Source organism: Aeromicrobium sp. 636, assembly GCF_024433585.1.
Taxonomy (GTDB): domain Bacteria; phylum Actinomycetota; class Actinomycetes; order Propionibacteriales; family Nocardioidaceae; genus Aeromicrobium; species Aeromicrobium senzhongii.
In genome coordinates, this window is record NZ_WNJU01000002.1 from 700,966 (window position 1) to 723,695 (window position 22,730).

At 70.0% G+C, this 22,730-nt stretch carries 24 protein-coding genes; 21 read left to right on the plus strand and 3 right to left on the minus strand.

Going from position 1 to position 22,730, the window contains the following annotated elements:
• Positions 1–1,395: a diaminopimelate decarboxylase gene (lysA, locus tag GL325_RS10080; protein WP_187769453.1), complete on the plus strand. Its 1,395-nt coding sequence runs from the start codon at positions 1–3 to the stop codon at positions 1,393–1,395.
• 40 nt (positions 1,396–1,435) lie between these two features.
• Positions 1,436–2,059, plus strand: coding sequence for a DUF1345 domain-containing protein (locus GL325_RS10085; RefSeq protein WP_222865765.1), 624 nt, complete (start codon positions 1,436–1,438; stop codon positions 2,057–2,059).
• Positions 2,060–2,065: 6 nt separating this feature from the next.
• Here GL325_RS10085 and GL325_RS10090 read toward each other — a convergent pair whose 3' ends face one another.
• The gene (locus GL325_RS10090; protein WP_187769454.1) at positions 2,066–3,652 is read right to left on the minus strand and encodes an aspartate:alanine exchanger family transporter; all 1,587 of its coding nucleotides are present in this window, start codon (positions 3,650–3,652) and stop codon (positions 2,066–2,068) included.
• A gap of 105 nt (positions 3,653–3,757) precedes the next feature.
• On the opposite strand from GL325_RS10090, the gene GL325_RS10095 reads away from it, so the two are divergent.
• The 5 genes from GL325_RS10095 (at position 3,758) to GL325_RS10115 (ending at position 9,810) form a co-directional block, all read left to right on the plus strand.
• On the plus strand, positions 3,758–5,074 hold the full coding sequence (locus tag GL325_RS10095; protein ID WP_187769564.1) for a homoserine dehydrogenase: 1,317 nt from the start codon (positions 3,758–3,760) through the stop codon (positions 5,072–5,074).
• Entirely contained in the window at positions 5,074–6,138 is a 1,065-nt protein-coding gene (thrC, locus tag GL325_RS10100; protein ID WP_154596939.1) for a threonine synthase, read from the plus strand. The genes GL325_RS10095 and thrC overlap by 1 nt, the downstream gene beginning before the upstream one ends.
• Entirely contained in the window at positions 6,135–7,013 is an 879-nt protein-coding gene (gene thrB, locus GL325_RS10105; protein ID WP_187769455.1) for a homoserine kinase, read from the plus strand. The genes thrC and thrB overlap by 4 nt, the downstream gene beginning before the upstream one ends.
• 153 nt (positions 7,014–7,166) lie before the next feature.
• A complete protein-coding gene (gene rho / locus GL325_RS10110; protein ID WP_187769456.1) occupies positions 7,167–9,236 on the plus strand; it encodes a transcription termination factor Rho in 2,070 nt (689 codons plus the stop codon).
• 91 nt (positions 9,237–9,327) lie between these two features.
• Positions 9,328–9,810 (plus strand): glutathione peroxidase, encoded by a 483-nt coding sequence (locus GL325_RS10115; protein WP_154596941.1) that lies wholly within the window; start codon positions 9,328–9,330, stop codon positions 9,808–9,810.
• Between the two features lie 12 nt (positions 9,811–9,822).
• Here GL325_RS10115 and GL325_RS10120 read toward each other — a convergent pair whose 3' ends face one another.
• Positions 9,823–10,158, minus strand: a complete 336-nt coding sequence (locus tag GL325_RS10120) for a CvpA family protein (protein WP_154596942.1) — start codon at positions 10,156–10,158, stop codon at positions 9,823–9,825.
• Positions 10,159–10,311: 153 nt separating this feature from the next.
• Between GL325_RS10120 and rpmE the strand changes: the two genes are divergently transcribed.
• The 3 genes from rpmE to prmC all read left to right on the plus strand — a co-directional run bounded on the left by rpmE (position 10,312) and on the right by prmC (position 12,505).
• On the plus strand, positions 10,312–10,518 hold the full coding sequence (gene rpmE, locus GL325_RS10125) for a 50S ribosomal protein L31 (RefSeq protein WP_078700513.1): 207 nt from the start codon (positions 10,312–10,314) through the stop codon (positions 10,516–10,518).
• 83 nt (positions 10,519–10,601) lie between these two features.
• A complete protein-coding gene (gene prfA / locus GL325_RS10130; protein ID WP_154596943.1) occupies positions 10,602–11,666 on the plus strand; it encodes a peptide chain release factor 1 in 1,065 nt (354 codons plus the stop codon).
• Entirely contained in the window at positions 11,663–12,505 is an 843-nt protein-coding gene (prmC, locus tag GL325_RS10135) for a peptide chain release factor N(5)-glutamine methyltransferase (protein WP_154596944.1), read from the plus strand. Before prfA ends, prmC begins: the two co-directional genes overlap by 4 nt.
• A 15-nt stretch (positions 12,506–12,520) precedes the next feature.
• Here prmC and GL325_RS10140 read toward each other — a convergent pair whose 3' ends face one another.
• Positions 12,521–13,399, minus strand: a complete 879-nt coding sequence (locus GL325_RS10140) for a DMT family transporter (RefSeq protein ID WP_154596945.1) — start codon at positions 13,397–13,399, stop codon at positions 12,521–12,523.
• 124 nt (positions 13,400–13,523) lie between these two features.
• Between GL325_RS10140 and GL325_RS10145 the strand changes: the two genes are divergently transcribed.
• The 11 genes from GL325_RS10145 (at position 13,524) to GL325_RS10195 (ending at position 22,729) form a co-directional block, all read left to right on the plus strand.
• Positions 13,524–14,177, plus strand: coding sequence for an L-threonylcarbamoyladenylate synthase (locus GL325_RS10145; RefSeq protein WP_187769457.1), 654 nt, complete (start codon positions 13,524–13,526; stop codon positions 14,175–14,177).
• The gene (locus GL325_RS10150) at positions 14,170–15,294 is read left to right on the plus strand and encodes an MraY family glycosyltransferase (RefSeq protein WP_187411439.1); all 1,125 of its coding nucleotides are present in this window, start codon (positions 14,170–14,172) and stop codon (positions 15,292–15,294) included. Before GL325_RS10145 ends, GL325_RS10150 begins: the two co-directional genes overlap by 8 nt.
• The gene (locus tag GL325_RS10155; protein ID WP_187769458.1) at positions 15,291–15,701 is read left to right on the plus strand and encodes a hypothetical protein; all 411 of its coding nucleotides are present in this window, start codon (positions 15,291–15,293) and stop codon (positions 15,699–15,701) included. Before GL325_RS10150 ends, GL325_RS10155 begins: the two co-directional genes overlap by 4 nt.
• 125 nt (positions 15,702–15,826) lie before the next feature.
• Complete coding sequence (gene atpB, locus GL325_RS10160) at positions 15,827–16,639, plus strand: F0F1 ATP synthase subunit A (protein WP_187769459.1); 813 nt, start codon at positions 15,827–15,829, stop codon at positions 16,637–16,639.
• 63 nt (positions 16,640–16,702) lie between these two features.
• Positions 16,703–16,921 carry a F0F1 ATP synthase subunit C gene (locus GL325_RS10165; RefSeq protein ID WP_154597178.1) on the plus strand — a complete coding sequence of 73 codons (219 nt, stop codon included), beginning with the start codon at positions 16,703–16,705 and terminating at the stop codon, positions 16,919–16,921.
• Positions 16,921–17,463: a F0F1 ATP synthase subunit B gene (locus tag GL325_RS10170; RefSeq protein ID WP_154596949.1), complete on the plus strand. Its 543-nt coding sequence runs from the start codon at positions 16,921–16,923 to the stop codon at positions 17,461–17,463. The genes GL325_RS10165 and GL325_RS10170 overlap by 1 nt, the downstream gene beginning before the upstream one ends.
• Positions 17,463–18,266, plus strand: coding sequence for a F0F1 ATP synthase subunit delta (locus tag GL325_RS10175; RefSeq protein ID WP_154596950.1), 804 nt, complete (start codon positions 17,463–17,465; stop codon positions 18,264–18,266). The genes GL325_RS10170 and GL325_RS10175 overlap by 1 nt, the downstream gene beginning before the upstream one ends.
• Before the next feature lie 39 nt (positions 18,267–18,305).
• Positions 18,306–19,949 carry a F0F1 ATP synthase subunit alpha gene (gene atpA, locus GL325_RS10180; protein WP_154596951.1) on the plus strand — a complete coding sequence of 548 codons (1,644 nt, stop codon included), beginning with the start codon at positions 18,306–18,308 and terminating at the stop codon, positions 19,947–19,949.
• A 2-nt stretch (positions 19,950–19,951) separates the two neighbouring features.
• A complete protein-coding gene (locus GL325_RS10185) occupies positions 19,952–20,881 on the plus strand; it encodes a F0F1 ATP synthase subunit gamma (RefSeq protein WP_187769460.1) in 930 nt (309 codons plus the stop codon).
• A complete protein-coding gene (gene atpD / locus GL325_RS10190) occupies positions 20,877–22,346 on the plus strand; it encodes a F0F1 ATP synthase subunit beta (protein ID WP_249379433.1) in 1,470 nt (489 codons plus the stop codon). Before GL325_RS10185 ends, atpD begins: the two co-directional genes overlap by 5 nt.
• 11 nt (positions 22,347–22,357) lie before the next feature.
• Complete coding sequence (locus tag GL325_RS10195; protein WP_154596954.1) at positions 22,358–22,729, plus strand: F0F1 ATP synthase subunit epsilon; 372 nt, start codon at positions 22,358–22,360, stop codon at positions 22,727–22,729.
• Position 22,730: the final 1 nt, after the last annotated feature.

Sequence of the window (22,730 nt, forward strand, 5' to 3'; positions counted from 1 at the left end):
ATGCGTTCCCACGAGGCGGGTGCCCTGCACGGTCAGGCCGGCAGCCGGGGCCCGGAGGGGCTCCGCGAGCCCGACGACGCCAACCAGCTCGTGCCGCACCTGTGGGCGGCCAACGTCAGCAAGGTCGACGGGGTCCTGACGGTCGCCGGCCAGTCGGCCCCCGAGCTGGCCCAGGAGTTCGGCACGCCGCTCTACGTCGTCGACGAGGACGACTTCCGGTCCCGGGCCCGCGCCTTCCGCGACGCGTTCCCGACCGCCGACGTCTACTACGCCGGCAAGGCGTTCCTGTGCGTCGCCACGGCCCGCTGGATCGCCGAGGAGGGCCTCAACCTCGACGTGTGCACCGGCGGCGAGCTGGCCGTCGCGCTGCGGGCGGGGTTCCCGACCGAGCGCATCGGCCACCACGGCAACAACAAGTCGGTGGCCGAGCTGCGCCGGTGCCTCGAGGTCGGTGTCGGCCGCATCGTCATCGACTCCTTCGAGGAGATCGAGCGCCTCGGCGCCCTCACCGCCGAGCTGGGTGTCCGGGCGCCGGTCATGGTGCGCGTCACCGCCGGCGTCGAGGCGCACACCCACGAGTACATCTCGACCTCGCACGAGGACCAGAAGTTCGGCTTCTCGATCTCCGACGGCGCAGCGCTCGAGGCCGTGCGGCGCGTGCTGGCCACCGACGGACTGGACTTCCTCGGTCTGCACTCGCACATCGGCTCGCAGATCTTCGTCACCGACGGCTTCGAGGTGGCCGCCCGCCGGGTTCTGCGTCTGCATGCGCAGATCGCCCGCGAGCTGGGCGTCACGGCGCCCGAGCTCGACCTCGGCGGTGGCTTCGGCATCGCCTACACGACCCAGGACGATCCCCGGGCCCCCGAGGACCTGGGCAGCGAGATCGTCAAGATCGTCACCGACGAGTGCGCCGCGCTCGGGATGGACGTGCCGCAGCTGTCGATCGAGCCCGGCCGCGCCATCGCCGGACCGTCCACGTTCACGCTGTACGAGGTCGGCACGACCAAGGCGGTCGGTCTCGACAACGGCGGCTCGCGCCTCTACGTCTCGGTCGACGGCGGGATGAGCGACAACATCCGGCCCGCGCTCTACGGCGCCGACTACTCGTGCACGCTCGCCTCCCGCGAGTCGCACGCCCGGCCGGTCCTGGCGCGCGTCGTGGGCAAGCACTGCGAGTCCGGCGACATCGTCGTCAAGTCCGAGTTCCTGCCGTCGGACGTGGCCGCCGGCGACCTGCTCGCCGTCCCGGGCACGGGCGCCTACTGCCGCTCGCTGGCCAACAACTACAACCACGTGCCGCGTGCGGCCGTGGTGGCGGTCCGAGACGGTGAGGCGCGGTTGATCCTGCGTCGCGAGACCGAGGACGACCTGCTCGCGCTCGACGTCGAGTGAGCGCGCGGCGGGGCCGCCGGAACCGGCCTACGCTGCGAGAGTGAACCGGGGAGCCAGCCATCTGCTGTTGATGGTCGTCACCGGGGTCCCGGCCGGGATCCTGGCGGCGGTGCTCTCGGCCGGACCGGTCGCCCCCGTCATCGGCTGGGGAACGGCCTGTGCCGCGTACGTCCTGCACATCTACCTGACGACCCGGCGCCTGGACGCGACCGGCACGCGGGCGCACGCGCTGGAGGCCGACCCGTCGCGACACTTCACGGAGGCCGCGATGGTGCTGGCGACGGTCGCCAGCTTCGGCGCCGTCGGCTACATGCTCGTGGCCCAGGCCGACACCCACACGGCCGAGCGGGTCCGTGCGCTGCTGGCGGTGGGCAGTGTGGCGTGCTCGTGGATCATGATCCACACGCTCTACACGCTGCGCTACGCCGGCGCCTACTACAGCGGGCCGGCGGGCGGGGTCGACTTCAACACCGAGGACCCGCCGCGCTACGGCGACTTCGCCTACATGGCCTTCACCGTGGGGATGACCTACCAGATCGCCGACACCAACCTGCAGAGCAGCCGACTGCGGTCGCTCACCCTGCGCCACGGATTGCTCTCGTACCTGTTCGGCACGGTCATCCTCGTCACCGCGATCAACCTCGGGGCGAACTTCGTCCGGTGACGACGGCTACAGCACGACCAACAGCTGGGCGAGGATGATCTTGACGACCATGGCCGCCGGATAGACCAGCGCGTACCCGAGAGCGACCCGCGGGTCGTGGCCCGTGCGCGCGTTGGCGAACGCCAGCAGCGCCGGCTGGGTGTGGCTGCCCGCGACGATGCCCGCGAGTCGGATGCGTCCGACCTTGAAGCCCCACCGCATGACCGTGTAGACGCCGATGCCGACCGTGGTCGTCACGACGGCGCCGGTCACGAGCAGGTTCAGGACCTCGCCGTCCGTGAACGCGGTGATGATCTGCGATCCGGCGCGGGTGCCGGCGTACGCCAGGAACACCAGCAGGCCGAGCTCGACCATGACCGAGGCGGCGGTGTGGGGCAACGTGGTGGCGACCCGCCCCACGCGTCCGAGGCGGCCCATCACGAGTCCCACGAGGAGCGTGCCGGCGGCAGCGCCCACCATCACCGAGCCGAACCCGGGCACCGGCACGGCGACCTGGCCCAGTCCCAGCCCGAGGGCGAAGCCGACCCCGAGGGCCACCGGGTTGACGTCGGTCAGTCCGCGCGACGAATCGCCGAGCACCCGGCTGACCTCGCCGATGGTCTCCGGCGGGGCGACGACGCGCACCCGGTCGCCCAGCTGCAGCATGAGGTCCGGCGTGGCCACGAAGTCGACGTCCCCGCGCCGGACCCGGGTGATCCCCGCGTCGAAGCGGCGCCCGAGGTCGCGGTCCAGGTCACCGACCCGGCGTCCGGCCAGACGAGGGTCGGAGATCGTGATCCGGCGGAAGTCCAGGGAGGACCGGTCCCGGGTCAGGTCGTGCGAGGAGGCGTGCCCGAGCTCCCGGCAGCATGCCTCGACCTCCTCGCGTGGTCCGACCACCGTCACGAGATCGCCCGGGCCGACGCGGGTGTCCTCGAGCACCGGCTCGGGAGGAGTGTGGGCGTTGGGAGCGACCCGGGAGAACGTCAGCCGGTCGCCGTAGCGGTGACGCAGGTCGGCGACCGCGACGCTGCTGTCGCCCTCGACCCGCACCGTCAGGTCCGTGATCTCGGCGGGGGTGTCGCGGTCGCGCTCGCCGCGGCTCACCGCCAGCCCGGTGACGAACAGCATCGCGACCACGCCGTAGAGGTAGGCCGTCGCGTATCCGACCGTCGCCTGCGGGGTGCCGCCCGCAGCGGCCAGGGCCGGGGTGTTGTTGACGGCGCCGGCGAATGCGCCCGCGATCGCCTCGGAGTTCAGCCCCAGTGAGCGGCCCACGACCGCTCCGGCGCCGGCCGCCAGGATGAGGATTCCCGCGACGGCCAGGACCACCTGCCAGGCCGATCTCAAGGTCGTGAAGAAGCTGGGTCCGGCCAGGATGCCGGTGGCGAACGCGAACAGGGCCAGGCCCATGCTGCCCAGCAACTCGGGCACCTCCAGCGTGACGTCGTAGGTGGTGCCCAGGGCCGTGAGGGCGATGGCGACGAAGAGCACGGCGACCGGTCCCAGCGAGACGCCGCCGATGCCGAGACGTCCGGCCGCCGAGCCCAGGGCGATCAGCAGTCCGAGCAGGATCAGGGGCTGGTCGCCGAGGAACTCGAGTACACCCACCATGGGACCACCCCCAGCTCCGATGTCGATTCTGCCACCGCTGGAGCCGCCGTGTACTGGACGCGACCGCGAGCGACGCCGCACCGCCGATAGGCTGACCCGGTGACCATGCCCCCGCTGGAGGCTCCCGACGGAGCCCGCCCGATCCGCATCGCGATGCTCGGCTGCGGTGTCGTCGGCACCGAGGTCGCCCGTTTCCTGGTGCGTGACGCCGAGGAACTGGGTCGACGTGTCGGCGCTCCGATCGAGTTGGTCGGCATCGCCGTCCGGCGCATCGACCGCACCCGCGACCTGGACCTGCCCGCCGAACTCTTCACGACCGACGCCCGGGGGCTGGTGACCCGGGGCGACCTCGACGTCGTGATCGAGGTCATCGGCGGCATCGAGCCGGCCCGCGAGCTGATCCTCGCCGCCCTCGAGAGCGGGGCGTCCGTCGTGACGGCCAACAAGGCGCTGCTGGCCGAGGACGGGGACACCCTCTACGAGGCGGCCGTCAAGGCCGAGCGCGACCTCTACTACGAGGCCGCCGTCGCCGGCGCCATCCCGATCGTCCGCCCGTTGCGCGAGTCCCTCGCCGGCGACCGGGTCGAGCGGGTCCTGGGCATCGTCAACGGCACCACCAACTTCATCCTCGACGCCATGACCTCGACGGGCGCCAGCTTCGACGAGGCACTCGACGAGGCGCAGCGCCTCGGGTTCGCCGAGGCCGACCCGACGGCCGACGTCGAGGGCTTCGACGCTGCTGCCAAGGCGGCGATCCTGGCGGGCCTGGCCTTCCACACCCGCGTGACGATCGCCGACGTCCACCGCGAGGGCATCACCGAGGTCACCGCGGCCGACGTCCGGTCCGCCGACGAGATGGGCTGCGTCGTCAAGCTGCTGGCCATCTGCGAGATCGATGCCGAGGGCACGGCCGTCTCGGCGCGCGTCCACCCGGCGATGATCCCGAAGACCCACCCGCTCGCCAGCGTGCGCGGCGCCTACAACGCCGTGTTCGTCGAGAGCGAGGCCGCCGGCCAGCTCATGTTCTACGGCCCCGGTGCCGGGGGCGCCCCCACGGCCAGCGCCGTCCTCGGCGACGTCGTCACGGTGGCGCGTCACCGCGTCGAGGGAGTCTTCGGGCCGGGCGAGACCGCGCACGCGCAGGTCGAGGTCCTCGACATCGGTCGTGCCCGCACGAGGTACCACGTGTCGATCGACGTCGACGACCGTCCGGGTGTCCTCTCCGCGGTCGCCCACGCCTTCGCGGACCACGACGTGTCGATCAGGACGGTCCGCCAGGAGGGCCGCGGCGACGACGCCCAGCTCGTCGTCGTCACCCACGAAGCCGACGACGCCGCGCTCGCGGCGACGGTGGGGAAGATCCGCGAACTGGAGATGGTGCGCGGGGTCTCGTCGGTCATGCGAGTCGAAGGAGTGTCGTGATGGCCAGCCCGTGGCGTGGAGTCATCCAGGAGTACCGGGACCGCATCCCGCTCGACCCGGGAGCGACCATCGTGTCGTTGGGGGAGGGCGGCACCCCGCTGATCCACTCGGCGTGGCTGTCCGGCCTCGTCCGCGGTGACGTGTTCGTCAAGGTCGAGGGCGACAACCCGACCGGCTCGTTCAAGGACCGCGGGATGACCACCGCGATCTCCGCAGCCGTGGCCGAGGGTGCCAAGGCGGTCGTCTGCGCCTCGACGGGCAACACCTCCGCGTCGATGACGGCCTACGCCGCCCGCGCGGGGCTGACCCCCATCGTGCTCGTGCCCCAGGGCAAGATCGCCGCCGGCAAGATGGCGCAGGCGGTCATGCACGGCGGCGACATCATCCAGGTGCGCGGCAACTTCGACGACTGCCTGAACATGTCGCGCGGCCTCGCCAAGGAGTACCCGGTCGCGCTGGTCAACTCGGTCAACCCGATGCGGCTCGAGGGTCAGAAGACCGCCGCCTTCGAGATCGTCGACGTCCTGGGCCGCGCTCCCGACCTGCACGTGCTGCCGGTGGGCAACGCGGGCAACATCAGCGCGTACTGGAAGGGCTTCGTCGAGTACCACGAGTCCGGCGACGCCTCCTCGCGTCCGCAGATGTGGGGCTTCCAGGCCGCCGGGGCCGCGCCGCTCGTGCGTGGCGAGGTCGTCCCCGACCCCGAGACCATCGCCACGGCGATCCGGATCGGCAACCCTGCGTCCTGGACGCTCGCCGAGAACGCCCGCGACGAGTCCGGTGGCCGCATCGACGCCGTCACCGACGAGCAGATCCTGCACGCCCAGCGCGAGCTCGGCCGCCACGAGGGCATCTTCGTCGAGCCCGCTTCTGCGGCAGGTGTCGCCGGGCTGCTCGCCGCCGTGGCTGCCGGCGAGGTGCCGACGGGCCTGACGATCACGATCACGGTGACCGGGCACGGCCTCAAGGACATCGACACGCCGCTCGCGCAGATCGACTCGGTCGTCGACACGGTGGTGGACGCCGACGTGCACGCGGCCGCCGAAGCGGCCGGGCTCGCATGACCTTCGTCGATCGGCCGGTCACCGTCCGGGTGCCGGCCACGAGTGCGAACCTCGGGCCGGGCTTCGACTCCCTGGGACTGGCGCTGAGCTGGTACGACGAGGTCACGGCCGAGGTCACCGAGTCCGGCCTGACGTTCGACATCCGGGGCGAGGGCGCCGACGAGGTGCCGCGCGACGAGACCCACCTGCTCTACCGGGCGATGGACGCCGCGTTCGACCTGCTCGGCGAGCACCCGTCCGGCGTCCACCTGACCTGCCGCAACACGATCCCGCACGGGCGCGGCCTGGGCTCGTCGGCGGCCGCGATCGTCGCGGGCGTCGTGCTGGCCCGCGCCCTGGTGGTCGGGGGAGCGGACCGGCTGGACGACCGCACCCTGTTCGGCCTCGCGACCGATCTCGAGGGTCACCCCGACAACGTGGCCCCGGCCCTGTTCGGCGGGTTCACGATCTCGTGGGTCGACGGTGCCGCGGCCGAGACGCTGCGGCTCGACGTCGACGTCGATGTCACCGTGTTCGTCCCACCGGAGGCGGTGGCCACCTCGGTGGCGCGCGGCCTGCTGCCGGCCGAGGTGCCGCACGCGGACGCCTCGTTCAACGCGGGGCGTGCTGCGCTGCTGGTCGCGGCGCTGACGGGCGCCCCCGAGCGGTTGATCTCCGCGACGGAGGACCGCCTCCACCAGACCTATCGCGCCGACGCCATGCCGGAGTCCTACAAACTGCTGCGGCGACTGCGGGTCGAGGGTGTCCCGGCCGTGGTCTCCGGAGCCGGTCCGACGGTGCTGGCGTTCGCCCACGGGGTGCAGGAATGGAACCCGCCAGGATGGGCCGAACGCGAACTTCGCGTGTCGTCTCAGGGTGCTGCCCTCGTGCCTTGAGCCGTGCTAGTGTGGAGACGTCGGAGTCGAGTTTCTCTCCCCGGCACCCTGCCACTTTCGAGCCCGTCGGATACGGGCGATCCTGAACGCGACGTCGGTCCCACCGACAGGCGCCGGAACCAGGAGACGTGGCCTCCCGATAAAGGACAACGTGTGACGGAATCAACCACGGTCGATCCCACTCCCGCGGATGGCGCCGACAAGGCGCCCGCGAAGGCCCCCCGCAAGTCCGGGGGTGCGCTCGGCGGAAAGGTGATCGCCGAGCTCCAGGAGATCGCCGCCGGCCTCGGCATCGAAGGCGCTGCCAAGATGCGCAAGGGCCAGCTGATCGATGCCATCAAGACCGCGCGTGGCGAGTCCAAGCCCGCCGAGGCGCCCCGCGCCACCCAGGACGCACTCGTCGACGTCCCCGCCGCCGAGACCAAGCCGGCCCGCCGCCGCGCGACGCGCGCCCAGAAGCCCGCGAAGACCGAGCAGGTCGACCAGCCTCAGGCCGAGAAGAGCGAGCCGCGCGAGAGCGATCGCTCCGAGCAGCCGGCGACCCCCGAGAAGTCGGACCGCGCCGAGAGCCAGCCCGAGCGTGGCGACAAGACCCAGAACGACAAGACCCAGAACGACAAGGGTCAGAACGACAAGGGTCAGAACGACAAGGGTCAGAACGACACCAAGACCCAGAGCGACAAGGGCCAGAACGATCGTCGTGACGGCGACAAGGCCCAGCACGACCGTCGTGACGGCGACGACCGTCGTGACGGCGACAAGAGCCAGAGCGACCGCCGCGAGAACGATCGCCGCGACCGCGACTCCGGTGATCGCGAGGGTCGCCAGCAGAACCGGAACCAGGGCAACCAGAACCGCAACCAGGACCGGGACCGCACCCAGGACCGCGAGCGCACCCAGGACCGGGACCGCACCCAGGACCGCGAGCGCACCCAGGACCGCGAGCGCACCCAGGACCGGGACCGCAACCAGGGTGGCCAGGGCGACGACGGCGGTCGCCGTCGCAACCGCCGCGGTCGCAACCGCGGTGCCACGGGCACCCGGGGCCTCGAGGTCGAGCCGACCTTCACCGAGGACGACGTGCTCGTCCCCGCGGCCGGCATCCTCGACATCCACGACAACTACGCGTTCGTGCGCACCACCGGCTACCTGCCCAGCGAGAACGACGTGTACGTGTCGATGTCGCTCGTGCGCAAGCTGGGCCTGCGTCGCGGCGACGCGATCACCGGTCAGGTGCGTCAGCCCCGTGAGGGCGAGCGCAAGGAGAAGTTCAACCCGATGGTCAAGGTCGAGACGGTCAACGGGTCGGACGCCGATGAGGCGAAGCGCCGCGTCGACTTCTCGAAGCTGACGCCGCTGTACCCCTCGGAGCGTCTGCGCCTCGAGGGCCAGGCCGGCGGCCTGACCGGTCGGGTCATCGACCTCGTCTCGCCGATCGGCAAGGGCCAGCGCGGCCTCATCGTCTCGCCGCCCAAGGCCGGCAAGACGATGGTCATGCAGCAGATCGCGAACGCGATCACCGAGAACAACCCCGAGTGCCACCTGATGATCGTCCTGGTGGACGAGCGTCCCGAGGAGGTCACCGACTTCCAGCGCACCGTCAAGGGCGAGGTCATCGCCTCGACCTTCGACCGCCCGGCGTCCGACCACACGACCGTGGCCGAGCTGGCGATCGAGCGGGCGAAGCGCCTGGTCGAGCTGGGTCACGACGTCGTCGTGCTCCTGGACGGCATCACGCGTCTGGGTCGTGCCTACAACATCGCCGCTCCGGCGTCCGGCCGGATCATGTCCGGCGGTGTCGACTCCTCGGCGCTGTACCCGCCGAAGAAGTTCTTCGGTGCGGCGCGCAACATCGAGGACGGCGGCTCGCTGACCATCTTGGCCACGGCGCTGATCGAGACCGGTTCGCGCATGGACGAGGTCATCTTCGAGGAGTTCAAGGGCACCGGTAACTGGGAGCTGCGTCTGCGCCGCGAGTTCGCGGACAAGCGCATCTTCCCGGCCATCGACGTCGACGCCTCCAGCACGCGCCGCGAGGAGCTGCTGATGGCCCGCGACGAGCTGGCGATCGTGTGGAAGCTGCGTCGCCTGCTCTCGGGCCTGGACGGCCAGCAGGGCCTCGAGTTGATCTTGGGCAAGCTCAAGAAGACGCAGAACAACGTCGAGTTCCTCATGGAGATCAACAAGACGATGCCCGGCGGCGCCAGCAACGGCGACGACTGAGCTCTCAGCGACTCCATCGACCGGCCCGGCCCCCGCGAGGGGACCGGGCCGGTCGCGTTCGTGGGGTGGGTGCGCGGGCTATTCTCGCGACATGACGACCGCCTGGGACTTCAGCGCCACGACCATCGACGGCATCGACCGGCAGCTGGCCGACTACCGGGGCAAGGTCGCCCTGGTCGTCAACACGGCCTCGCAGTGCGGCTTCACGCCCCAGTACGGGCCGTTGCAGGAGCTCTACGACACGTACGCCGACCGTGGCTTCGTGGTCCTGGGCTTCCCGTGTGACCAGTTCGGGCACCAGGAGCCCGGCGCCGAGGAGGAGATCGCCACGTTCTGCGAGTCGCAGTTCGGCGTCCAGTTCCCGATGTTCGCCAAGGTCGACGTCAACGGCGACGGCGCGCACCCGCTGTTCCGTTGGCTCAAGGGCGAGAAGAAGGGCATCCTCGGCGGCGCCATCAAGTGGAACTTCACCAAGTTCCTCGTCGACCCGCAGGGCAACGTGGTCAAGCGCTACGGCTCGACGACCAGCCCCCAGGACATCGCGGCAGACATCGAGGCCCTGTTGCCGAGCTGAGGCCGACGGGTGTCAGGCGTCGGGGTCCTTCCGGCGGCGACCGACGCGCTTGGCCGGGTCCTCACTCGAGATGATGGGCGCGCGTCGCGGCACGGGACGCTGCTCGTTGCGCAGCGTCGAGTCGTCCTCGGCCCCCGTCCGGGTCCGGCGGGCGCTCGTCGCCACGAGGATGCCGATGACGGTCAGGATCAGCCAGACCAGCGCCGCGATGAGCGCGACCGCCACGAGCACGGTGATGGCCCGGTTGGTGCCGTACTCGGTCGAGAGGTAGACCGCGGCAGCGCCCATCACGACGAGCATCACCAGACTGATGACGATGGTCTTGATTCTCCCGCGCGTGTCGGCCATGGCGTCATAGTAGGCGCTCAAGGGTCTGGAGGGGAGTCGGGAACAGATGGGGCCCGATTTGGGTTATGCAACTACAGACTGGCACAATCGATCCTTGGTTCCGGTTCACGGTGCGCGCCCGCGGCCGACCCGGCGACCTCACGAGAGGACATCATGAAGAAGGACATCCACCCCGCGTACGTCGAGACCCAGGTGACCTGCACCTGCGGCAACTCGTTCACGACCCGCAGCACGGCCACCGAGGGTTCCCTCCGCGCCGATGTCTGCTCGGCCTGCCACCCGTTCTACACGGGCAAGCAGAAGATCCTCGACACCGGCGGCCGCGTCGCCCGCTTCGAGAAGCGCTACGGCAAGAAGTAAGTCGTCGTCGGCGCCGGTCGCTCCCTTGCTGAGCGGCCGGCGCCGTTGTCGTGTCCGGGCATCCGAGCGCAGGAGTTGAGGTCATGTTCGAAGCCGTCGAATCGATGATCGACGAGCACGCCGAGTTGGAGGGGCAGTTGGCCGACCCGGCCGTGCACGCCGATCCGCGGCGCGCCCGCGACCTGGGCCGGCGGTACGCCGAGCTGACGGCGATCATCCGCACCTATCGCGACTGGCAGCACGCCCGCGAGGATCTCGTGGCCGCCCAGGAGCTGCACATGGACGACGAGGCCGCCGACCTCGAGCGTCGCGTGCCGGTGCTGGCCGAGCGTCTCGAGCGCATGCTCGTGCCGCGCGACCCCGCCGACGGCAAGGACGTCATCCTCGAGATCAAGGGCGGCGAGGGCGGCGACGAGTCCGCCCTGTTCGCCGCCGACCTGCTGCGCATGTACTCGCGGTTCGCCGAGCAGCACGGCTGGAAGGTCGAGGTGCTCGACGCCACCGAGACGGCCTTGGGCGGCTACAAGTCGGTCACCGCGGCGGTCAAGGCCAAGGGCACGCCCGAACCCGGTCAGGCGCCGTACGCCCTGCTCAAGTTCGAGGGCGGCGTGCACCGCGTCCAGCGCGTCCCCGTGACCGAGTCCCAGGGGCGGATCCACACGTCCGCCGCCGGCGTCCTGGTGCTGCCGGAGGCCGAGGACGTCGACGTCCAGATCAACGACAACGACCTGCGGATCGACGTGTTCCGGTCCTCCGGTCCCGGCGGCCAGAGCGTCAACACGACCGACTCCGCGGTGCGGATCACGCACCTGCCCACCGGCATCGTCGTCAGCTGCCAGAACGAGAAGTCCCAGCTGCAGAACAAGGAGCAGGCGATGCGCATCCTGCGGTCGCGGATGCTCGACGCGGCGCAGGCCGAGGCCGACGCCGAGGCGTCGGACGCCCGCCGCTCGCAGGTCCGCACGGTCGATCGCTCCGAGCGCGTCCGCACGTACAACTTCCCCGAGAACCGGATCTCGGACCACCGCACGGGGTTCAAGGCCTACAACCTCGACCAGGTGATCGACGGTGCGCTCGACGACGTGATCGGCTCGCTCGTCGAGGCGGACCTGGCCGAGCGCCTCGCTGCCCTGGAGGACCGCCGATGAGCACCCGGCGGCTGCTGGAGGAGGCGTCGGCGCGGCTCGAGCAGGGAGGTGTCGCCTCGCCCCGGCACGACGCCGAGGTGCTGCTCAGCCACGTCACGGGCACGCCGCGTGCGTTGCTCACCCTCACGGCGCGCGTGGACGACGTCCAGCGTCGGACCTACCTGGAGATGATCGACGCCCGGGCCCGGCGGGTGCCGCTGCAGCACATCACCGGGACGGCCGCGTTCCGCTACGTCGACGTCGAGGTCGGACCCGGCGTCTTCGTGCCGCGGCCCGAGACCGAGCTGCTCGCCGGCTGGGCCATCGACGCGGCGCGTCTCGTGGCGGGGGAGGGGCGCGCGCCGGTCGTCGTCGAGCTGTGCGCCGGATCCGGGGCGATCTCGTTGTCGATGGTCCACGAGGTCCCGGAGTCGCGCGTCCACGCGGTCGAGCTCGACGAGTCCGCGTACGCCTGGGCCCTGCGCAACCTCGACGGCACGGGAGTCGACCTGCGCCGCGGGGACATGGCCGACGCCTTCCCCGAGCTCGACGGGACGGTCGACGTCGTCGTCGTGAATCCGCCGTACATCCCGCTCGACGCGTGGGAGTCCGTGGCTCCCGAGGCCCGCGACCACGACCCCCAGCTCGCGCTGTGGTCGGGCGACGACGGGCTCGACGCGATGCGCGTCGTCGAGCAGGTCGCCTGGCGACTGCTGCGACCCGGCGGCGTCGTCGGGGCCGAGCACGCCGACGCCCAGGGCGAGAGCGCACCGGCGGTCTTCACCGCGCGCTGGGCCGAGGTCCGCGACCACCGCGACCTCGCCGACCGTCCGCGGTTCGTCACCGCTCGTCGCCCCTGAGCGGGCGCCCGGTCGTCAGTCGGTGGTGACGACGGTGGCGCGGCTGCCCGCGTCGGCGATGCGGTAGAGGCCCCAGGCGATGCCCACCAGGCCGATGGCCTGGATCGCGAGCGCGCCGGGCGTGGTCGGCAACGACTCGTCGAACAGCAGGGAGCCCAGCAGGATCGACAGCAGCACCGATGTGACGTTCAGGACCGGCATCGAGTGTGAGAGCCGCGAGAGCTGGTAGGCGCGCTGGTTCAGCGACATCGCCAGCAGGGCGCAGGCCAGCAGCACCCAGGGCGACCAGGTGCCCAGGAAGCCGGGGAACCCGTGGTCGCTCATGGCGGTGCCGACCACCTTCATCAGGCAGGCGGTGATGCCGAACAGCATCCCGGCGGTCATGCCCAGGACGAACGCGGCCATCCCGCGGCGCGGCAGCTGGTTCGACAGTCGCGTGACGGCGAGGGCGATCACGACGCCCGTCGCGGCCACGGCCAGCATCGCCACCGTCGGAGCGTCCCGTCCCTGGTGGCTCGTGTCGGCGACCGAGACGACGGCCATCAGGGAGACGATCGTGACGACGACCCCCGCGAGCTCGGTGAGCTGGGGCAGGCGGCGCTCCAGCGAGGACCGGACCACGACCGCGAGGACGACGCCGAGCAGGATGATCGGCTGGACCAGCGACAGCGTGCCGAGATTCAGGGCGACCGCGTGCAGGAGCCAGGCAGCCAGCCCGATCGTGCTCCCCGCCAGCCACCGGGGACTGCGCAGCAGCTGCAGCAGCACCAACAGGGGATGGGTGACCGTCAGTTGCACGCGGCCCGCGGCCAGGTGCTGGAACGACGTCGAGAACGCGAAGCCGAGCGCCGAGCACAGGGCGAGGACGGCCGCGAGGGTCGGGGAGGGAGTCATGACGCGGCGACCGCCGGGCGGTCGACCGCAGCCGCGGGCGAGTGGGGCATCTGCACGATCCTACCGATCGATTCATCGGTGGCCGCACGCGTGGGTGCCGCCGCCGACCCCTAACCTTGGAAGTATGAGGTTCGACTGCGCGACCGAGCTCGACGCCGGCGTCGAGGCCGCGGTGGCGGCCCTGCGCGACGGTGCGCTCGTGGTCCTGCCGACCGACACCGTCTACGGGATCGCCGCCGACGCGTTCGACGCGACCGCCGTCGCCGGTCTGCTCCGGGCGAAGGGCCGGGGCCGGGACATGCCGCCTCCGGTCCTGATCGCCGAGCCGGCCACGCTCGACGCGCTCGTCGCCGAGCGGCCGCCGCTCTGGCTGCAGACGATGCTCGACGACCTGTGGCCCGGTCCGCTCACGGTGGTCTTCCGTGCGCAGCCGTCGCTCACCTGGGACCTGGGGGAGACCCACGGGACGGTCGCCGTGCGCGTCCCCGACGACGACCGCACGCGAGCCGTGCTGCGCCAGGCGGGGCCGAGCGCCGTCAGCAGCGCCAACCTCAGCGGTCAGCCGGCGGCGACGTCGGTCGACGAGGCGGAGACGATGCTCGGCGAGAGCGTCCGGGTCTACCTCGACGGCGGGCCCACCGCCGGCGCCACGCCCTCCACGATCCTCGACGTGACGGGTCCGGTGCCGCGGGTGCTGCGCCAGGGCGCGATCGACCTGGCCACGCTGCACGCCTACAACAACACGATCGAGCCCGCCGGCGGTGGAGCCGGTGCGTGAGTACCTCGTCGTCTTCGGTGTGGCGATCGGCGTGGCGTACCTGCTGTCGTCGATCGCGCGTCAGACCGCCCAGCACTTCGGGGCCGTCGCGAAGGTTCGTGACCGTGACGTGCATGCCATCCCGACGCCGTACTTCGGCGGACCGGCGATGCTCGGTGGTCTGTTCGCGGCCTACCTGACCGCGACGCACCTGCCGTTCCTGTCCGGCGGCGACGAATCGCTGTTCACCGACCTGCGCGCGGTGTTGGTGGGCGGCTTCGTGATCTGCCTGGTCGGCGTGATCGACGACCTCTTCGAGCTCGATGCGCTCAGCAAGTTCGCCGGACAGGTGCTGGCGGGCGTCATCACCGTGGCGATGGGTCTGAACTTCGTCTACCTGCCACTGCCGAACACGTACCTGGGACTCGACCAGGCCCAGGCGATGATCCTGACGGTCTTCCTGATCGTGGCGACGGCCAACGCGATGAACTTCGTCGACGGTCTCGACGGCCTGGCCGCCGGCATGGCGGCCATCGGCTCGATCGCCTTCTTCCTCTACGCCTTCGTCCTGGCGGTCGAGAACGGCGAGACCCGCGCGGTCGCGGCAGCGATCCTGACCATCAGCCTGGCCGGCGCCTGCCTGGGGATCCTGCCGCACAACTTCTTCCCGGCCCGGATGTTCATCGGTGACTCCGGCTCGATGCTGCTGGGCTTCGTCCTGGCCTGCTCCTCGATCAGTCTCACGGGCCAGTTCCCGGCCACGAGCCTGTCGGAGGGGATCGGCGGAGCCGACTCGAGTCTGCTCCCGGCGGCGATACTGCCGCTCGTCCTGCCCTTCGCGATCCTGACCGTCCCGTTCCTGGACATGGGCCTGGCCGTGCTGCGCCGGACCCGTGCGGGGCGGTCGCCGTTCAGTCCCGACAAGATGCACATCCACCACCGCCTGCTCGAGATCGGCCACTCGCACCGTCGTGCCGTGCTGCTGATGTACGCGGCGGCGGCCCTCGTGGCCTTCGGCGTCGTGGCGGTCGGCCTGTTCAGCGGCTGGCAGCTCTTCGTCGCCATCGCCGTGCTGACCGCCCTCGTCGCGGCGGCGATCTTCCTCCTCCCGAAGCTGGAGTCGCGACTGTGGACGTGAAGCGCAGGAGCGGGCTCGTGGCGGTGGGGCTGACGGTCGCCGCCTGGGCGGGTGTCGCCGGACTGCTCGGTGGTCGGGCCGCGGCCCTCGCCGCCGCGTTGGCCGCCGTCATCGTCGTGGTCTTCTTCGGCTCGACCAAGGTCGTCCTGGGCCCGATCGCGCAGTACCTGCCCGGGGCGTCCCTGGCGGCCGCGCTGCTGTTCTACGGCACGAAGGTGCTCGCCCTGGGTGTCGTCGTGCTGGTGCTGCTGGACCCGCAGGGCCCCGGCCGCCATCTCGACGACCGGTGGTTCACGGCGACGCTCATCGGCGGTTCACTGTTCGCCGTGACGTGGCTCGTGGTCTCCGATCTGCGGGCTCGGCACGTCATCTACGACCTCGATGACCGGGGTCGACACGACGCCTGATAATCTCGTACTCGCTGCGTGAGTCTCGTGCCTCGCAGCCCGCGCACACACTGCGCACCAACGACGTCGACCGAAGCGGTACAGCGCCTGCGCTGCCGGCCGCGCCAGAATGTAAAGGGTGGTCTGTGACCAACACCGCGCTCCTCAACGCCGGGTCCCAGTTCCGCGCTTCGGGTGATGGCCCGTACATCCCCGGACCGTCGAGTTTCGAGCTTCCTGCCGTCTTCGAGGTCGCTGGCCTGGGCGTCACGAAGCCCATGCTGCTGCTGGCCCTCTCGGTCGTGCTGATCGCCGGCTTCTTCGCCGCCTCCGCTCGCCCCGCTGCAGTCGTCCCCGGCCGGCTGCAGTTCGCCGGCGAGTACGTCTACGGCTTCGTCCGTGGCCTCGCCCGGGACAACATCGGGTCGGATCAGTTCAAGCCGTACATGCCGATCCTGTTCTCCTTCTTCACCTTCATCCTGGCGAACAACTACTACGGCCTGGTCCCGGTGCTGCAGTTCCCGTCGGCGGCGCGCATCGGCTTCCCGGTCGCGCTCGCGCTGTGCGCCTGGCTCCTCTACAACGGCGCCGGCATCCGCAAGCACGGCTTCTTCGGCTACCTCAAGCTCCAGACGGTGCCGTCGGGCATCAAGGGTCCGGTGCTCGCGCTGTTGATCCCGCTGGAGTTCGTCTCCAACATCCTGGTCCGCCCGCTCACGCTGGCCCTGCGTCTGTTCGCCACGATGTTCGCCGGCCACCTGCTCCTGATCCTGTTCTCGATGGGCTCGCACTACCTGATGTTCGACAGAGGCGGTCTGCACATCCTGTCCGGCCTCGGCTCGGGCGTGATGTTCCTGCTCATCAGCGTGCTGGAAGTGTTGATCATGTTCCTGCAGGCCTACGTCTTCACCCTGTTGACCGCGATCTACGTGGGCGGGGCGATCGCGGACGAGCACTGAGTCCGCGAACTGACAACTTCATAGCCTCACGAGTTACCACCACCGACGCCGATGCGCGTCACAATGAAAGGACAAGCCGTGGAAGGCTCCCTCAACATGCTCGGCTACGGTCTCGCCACCGTGGGCCCCGGTATTGCCGTCGGTCTGATCTTCGCCGCGTACATCAACGGCGTCGCCCGTCAGCCCGAGGTCCAGGGTCGTCTCCAGACCATCGCCATTCTGGGCTTTGCTCTGGCTGAGGCTCTCGCGATCATCGGCATCGCGCTCGCGTTCGCCATCTGATGAAGGCCATCCTCCTGGCGGCAGCGGCGGAGGGCGAAGAGCCCAACCCGCTGATCCCGCACCTCCCCGAGATCATCTGGGGACTGATCTTCTTCGTGGCGCTCGTCGCGCTCATGACGAAGTACGTGGTGCCCAACTTCGAGAAGGCGTACGCCGCGCGTACCGCCGAGATCGAGGGTGGCATCGAGGAGGCGCAGGCGGCCCAGAACGAGGCGCAGGCAGCGCTGGAGAAGTACACGGCGCAGCTGGCCGAGGCGCGGCACGAAGCCGCCGCCATCCGCGAGGAGGCGCGCGAGCAGGGTGCCCAGATCGTCGTCGAGATGCGCGAGCAGGCCCAGGCAGAGTCCCAGCGGATTCTGTCGGCTGCTCAGGCGCAGATCGCCGCCGAACGCCAGCAGGCGATCGCGCAGCTCAAGTCCGAGGTCGGCGGCATGGCCACCGAGCTCGCGGCTCGGATCGTCGGTGAGACCCTCGCCGACACCGATGCGCAGCGTCGCTCCGTTCAGCGCTTCATGGACGAGCTCGAGGGGTCGGCGAACTGATGCGTGGATCGTCTGCCAAGTCGCTCGACGCGACCCTGTCCGCGGTCTCCGCGGTGCCGGGTTCGTCGGCGGCGCAGGTCGGCGCCGAGCTGTTCGGCGTCGTCGCGGCCCTCGATGGTGCCATCGCGGCACGTCGCCTCCTGAGTGATCCGTCGATCGAGACCGAGGGCAAGCGTTCGCTCGTCGCCGGGATCTTCGGCGGCAAGGTCGGCGCGGACACCGTCTCGGTGCTCGAGGCGGCCGTCGCCGGTCGCTGGGCCGCAGGACGTGACCTGACCGACGGTCTCGAGATCGCCGGGGTCGCGGCGTACACGCGGTCCGCGGATGCGGCCGGTCAGGGCGACGTGCTCGAGAACGAGCTCTTCGAGGCCGGCCAGGTCATCCACGGCTCGGCCGAGCTGCGTCAGGTCATCTCGGACCGGTCCGTTCCGGTCGGGGCCAAGACCACGCTGTTGCGCGACGTCTTCGGTGGCAAGGTCTCCAGCGCTACGCTGGCCCTGCTGACGCAGGCGGCGGTGGCACGGACCGGCTCCTTCGAGCGGGTCCTCGACATCTTCAGCCGGCAGGTCGCGGCGCGCGAGGATCGTCTCGTCGCCGTGGCGCGTGTCGCGTACGAGCTCGATGACGCCGAGCGCGACCGGCTCACCGCGGCACTGTCGCGGCGGTACGGCCGATCGATCCAACTCAACACCGTGGTCGATCCGTCCGTCATCGGCGGCATCGCCGTCTCCGTGGGCGACGAGGTCGTCGACGCCACCATGTCCACCCGCCTCGAGGCCGCCCGCCGGCGCATCGCAGGCTGACCAGAACGCACCGTTCGCACAAGAAGGCAGGCACACAGCATGACTGAACTCTCGATTCGTCCGGAGGAGATCCGCGACGCGTTGCAGAAGTTCGTGTCGGACTACACCCCGACGCAGGGCGAGGCCGAAGAAGTCGGCGTCGTCGCGTCGGCGGCCGACGGCATCGCGCAGGTCGAGGGACTTCCCTCGGCGATGGCCAACGAACTGCTCGAGTTCGACGACGGCACCCTGGGTCTCGCGTTGAACCTCGACGTCCGCCAGATCGGCGTCGTCATCCTCGGTGACTTCGAGGGCATCGAAGAGGGCCAGAAGGTCAAGCGCACGGGCGAGGTCCTCTCGGTCCCCGTCGGCGAGGGCTACCTCGGCCGCGTGGTCGACCCGCTGGGCAACCCGATCGACGGCCTCGGCGAGATCACCGGCCTCGAGGGTCGTCGTGCGCTCGAGCTCCAGGCGCCGAACGTCATGCAGCGCAAGAGCGTGCACGAGCCGCTGATGACCGGCCTCAAGGCGATCGACTCGCTGACCCCGGTCGGCCGTGGCCAGCGTCAGCTGATCATCGGTGACCGTCAGACCGGCAAGACCGCCATCGCGATCGACACGATCATCAACCAGAAGGAATTCTGGGAGTCGGGCGATCCGACGAAGCAGGTCCGCTGCATCTACGTGGGCATCGGCCAGAAGGGCTCGACCATCGCGTCGGTCCGTGGCGCCCTCGAGGAGGCCGGCGCGCTGGAGTACACGACCATCGTCGCAGCTCCCGCCTCGGACTCGGCCGGCTTCAAGTACCTCGCCCCGTACACCGGCTCGGCCATCGGCCAGCACTGGATGTACTCGGGCAAGCACGTCCTGATCATCTTCGACGACCTGTCGAAGCAGGCCGAGGCCTACCGTGCCGTGTCGCTGCTGCTGCGCCGTCCGCCGGGCCGCGAGGCCTACCCGGGCGACGTCTTCTACCTGCACTCGCGGCTGCTCGAGCGTTGCGCCAAGCTCAGCGACGAGCTGGGTGCCGGCTCGATGACCGGCCTGCCGATCATCGAGACGAAGGCCAACGACGTCTCGGCGTACATCCCGACGAACGTCATCTCGATCACCGACGGCCAGATCTTCTTGCAGTCGGACCTGTTCAACGCCAACCAGCGTCCCGCGGTCGACGTCGGCATCTCGGTGTCGCGCGTCGGTGGCTCGGCGATGACCAAGGCGATGAAGGCCGTCACCGGCTCGCTCAAGGTCGAGCTCGCCCAGTACCGCGCCATGGAGGCGTTCGCGATGTTTGCGTCCGACCTCGATGCGGCGTCGAAGGCTCAGCTCGCCCGTGGTCAGCGCCTCATGGAGCTGTTCAAGCAGGCCCAGTACAACCCGTTCCCGATGGAGCAGCAGGTCGTCTCGATCTGGGCCGCCACGACGGGCAAGCTGGACGCGGTGCCGGTCTCGGACGTCCACCGCTTCGAGGCGGAGTTCCTGGACTACGTCAAGCGCTCGCACTCCGGTGTCCTGGACGCGATCCGCGAGAGCGGCAAGTTCGAGGACTCCAGCGCCGAGGCTCTCGACGGTGCCTACGACTCGTTCCTGGACCAGTTCCAGACGAGCGAGGGTGCGTCGATCAAGCCCGGGCACGAGGAGTTCGACGCGCTGGCCGACGAAGAGGTCGAGCAGGAGCAGATCGTCCGGCAGAAGCGAGGCTGACGATGGCTGTCTCACTCCGCGAGTACCGCGCGAAGATCAGGTCGACGCAGTCGACCAAGAAGATCACGCGTGCGATGGAGTTGATCGCCGCGTCGCGGATCATCAAGGCTCAGCAGCACGCGGCCGCGGCCGCACCGTACGCGCGTGAACTCACGCGTGCGGTGTCGGCCCTGGCCACGTTCTCCAACATCGAGCACGTGCTGACCACCGAGAACCCGAACGCCGAACGCGCCGCGATCCTCGTGATCGCCAGCGATCGCGGTCTGGCCGGTGCGTACGCGTCGAGCGTGCTCAAGGAGACCGAGCAGCTGGCCGAGCGTCTGCGCGGCGAGGGCAAGCAGGTCTCGTACTTCCTGGCCGGTCGCAAGGCGGAGCAGTACTTCAACTTCCGCCAGCGCGAGTTCGAGACGTCCTGGACGGGCTTCTCGGACAAGCCGACGTACGACGACGCGCGCGCCATCGGCGACGAGCTGATCTCCCGTGGCGCCCAGCACGAGAGTGCTGAGGAGTCGGTCGACCCGGTCGCCGCCGTCGACGAGCTCTACGTCGTCTACACGCGCTTCAAGTCGATGCTGGTGCAGGAGCCGACGGTCATCCGCCTGTTCCCGCTCGAGATCGTCGAGGGCGAGGAGGCGCCGGACGAGGCCGAGGCCCTGCCTCTGTACGAGTTCGAGCCGAGCGCTGCCGAGGTCCTCGAGGCGGTTCTGCCCAAGTACCTCTACAGCCGCATCTACTCCTGCCTGCTGCAGGCGGCCGCCTCCGAGCTGGCCGCACGTCAGAAGGCCATGAAGTCCGCGACCGACAACGCGCAGGACCTGATCGAGAAGTACACCCGACTGGCGAACCAGGCTCGCCAGGCCGGCATCACCCAAGAAATCAGCGAGATCGTGGGTGGCGCGAACGCGCTCGCCGAGGCCTCCGCGTCCGATTGAGGAAGACACCATGACTGCAACCGTCGAAGAGACCACCACCGACAAGGCCGCTGTCACCGGCCGGGTCGCCCGCGTCATCGGCCCGGTGCTCGACATCGAGTTCCCGGCCGACCAGATGCCCGAGATCTACAACGCCCTGCTGGTCGACACGGAGGTCGCCGGCACCAAGGAGACGCTGACCCTCGAGGTCGCGCAGCACATCGGTGACGGCATGGTCCGCGCCATCAGCCTGCGTCCCACCGACGGTGTCGTCCGCGGCACCCCGGTCACCAACACGGGGGAGCCGATCTCGGTCCCCGTCGGCGACCAGACCCTGGGCAAGGTCTTCAACACCACCGGTCAGGTCATGAACCTGGCCGAGGGTGAGACCTGGGAGGTCAAGGAGCGCTGGGGCATCCACCGCAAGGCTCCGGCCTTCGACCAGCTCGAGTCCAAGACCGAGATGTTCCAGACCGGCATCAAGGTCATCGACCTGCTGACGCCGTACGTGCTCGGCGGCAAGATCGGCCTGTTCGGTGGCGCCGGCGTCGGCAAGACCGTGCTGATCCAGGAGATGATCGCCCGCGTCGCCAAGGACCACGACGGCGTGTCGGTGTTCGCCGGTGTCGGCGAGCGCACCCGCGAGGGCAACGACCTCATCGTCGAGATGGAGGAGTCCGGCGTCCTGGACAAGGTCGCGCTGGTCTTCGGCCAGATGGACGAGCCGCCGGGAGCGCGTCTGCGCGTGGCGCTGTCCGCACTGACGATGGCGGAGTACTTCCGCGACGTGCAGGGCCAGGACGTGCTGCTGTTCATCGACAACATCTTCCGCTTCACGCAGGCCGGCTCCGAGGTCTCGACCCTGCTGGGTCGCGTTCCCTCGGCCGTGGGCTACCAGCCCACCCTGGCCGACGAGATGGGCGTGCTGCAGGAGCGCATCACCTCGACGCGTGGTCACTCGATCACGTCGATGCAGGCGATCTACGTTCCCGCCGACGACTACACCGACCCGGCCCCGGCCACGACGTTCGCGCACCTGGACGCCACGACCGAGCTGAGCCGCGAGATCGCGTCGCTGGGCATCTACCCGGCCGTGGACCCGCTGACCTCGACGTCGCGCATCCTCGATCCCCGCTACATCGCGGCGGATCACTACGCGACGGCGAACCGGGTCAAGGGCATCCTGCAGCGCAACCAGGAGCTCCAGGACATCATCGCGATCCTCGGTGTCGACGAGCTCAGCGAAGAGGACAAGACGATCGTGTCGCGCGCGCGTCGCATCCAGCGGTTCCTCTCGCAGAACACCTACGTGGCCAAGCAGTTCACCGGTATCGAGGGTTCGACCGTCCCGCTCGACGAGACGATCGACGCCTTCACCAAGATCTGTGACGGCGACTACGACCACGTGGCCGAGCAGGCGTTCTTCATGTGCGGCGGTCTGGACGACGTCGACAAGAAGTGGGCCGACATCCAGAAGAACCTCTGAGGCCCGCTGACATGACACTGCAGATCGAGCTCGTCGCCGCCGACCGCATCGTGTGGTCGGGCGAGGCCCGTGAGGTCATCGCCCGCACCGCCGAGGGCGACATCGGCGTGCTCTCCGGCCACGCGCCGCTGCTGTCGCTGTTGGTGCCCGGTGTCGTCGAGATTCATCCCGTCGACGGTGAGGTCGTCCGCGCGGCCGTCAGCGAGGGCTTCGTGTCCGTCGCTGCCGACCGGGTGTCGATCCTGTCCGAGGACATCTTCCTGGCCGACGAGGTCGACGAGTCGGCGGTCACCGCCGAGCTCGACGAGGCTCGTTCGTCGGAGGACGGACTCGGGGTCCGCCGCGCCGAGGCGAAGCTGCGCCTGGTCGGCAAGGCGTCCTGAT